1 protein-coding gene is annotated in these 596 nt (G+C 47.8%); it reads left to right on the top strand.

Annotated elements, in window-relative coordinates; translation table 11 throughout:
- Positions 1-596: hypothetical protein (locus tag A3750_RS25665; RefSeq protein ID WP_197474798.1), on the top strand; the 596-nt coding region annotated here is incomplete at both ends.

Raw genomic sequence — 596 nt, 5'->3', positions numbered from 1 at the left:
GAAGTGACGCTCGTCCCGATTGCAAATATCGCAAGCATTCTGGATATCGCGCTTGAAGCTGACGCGGAGGATTTGTCGGTTTCTGGTTGGCGCGGCTCGGAAGCCAACACGATTGACCTCGATTTGCAAAATAAGCAGCTTTTTTTGGGCGGCGTGTTGCAGCCGTGGAATGATCGGGTTCGTTTTGCTGAGGATGGGTTTGATCTATACCTTGATCAGCAAACAGCGCAATTCTTGCTGGGTATTAAGTTTGCAATCGATGTGCCTCAGCTACAGCTTCGCGTCCAGGAAGATTCAACGATTCCGGTCTTGGCAAAGTTAGAAAGAGAAAAAAAACGCGAGCAGATAGAAAGCGTACAGATTCAAACCATTCCTGATCACTATATCCCGAATACTTATGAGTGGTGGTCTGTTCCTCAATTTGATTTTTCGCTTGCCAAAGATATCGAGAACAATCGAGGAGAGCTGGATCGACGCTACGACCTTTTCTTGCAAGGGCGAGCGGATCTTGCCAAGCACTCAGTCAATGCCAGCTATATCGACTCTGATGGCGAGGAAGACTTACGTATTACCTTTTCGCGTGCATCAAAAGGACC

It is taken from the genome of Oleiphilus sp. HI0079 (assembly GCF_001635105.1).
This window is presented reverse-complemented; position numbering and strand designations above follow the sequence as displayed.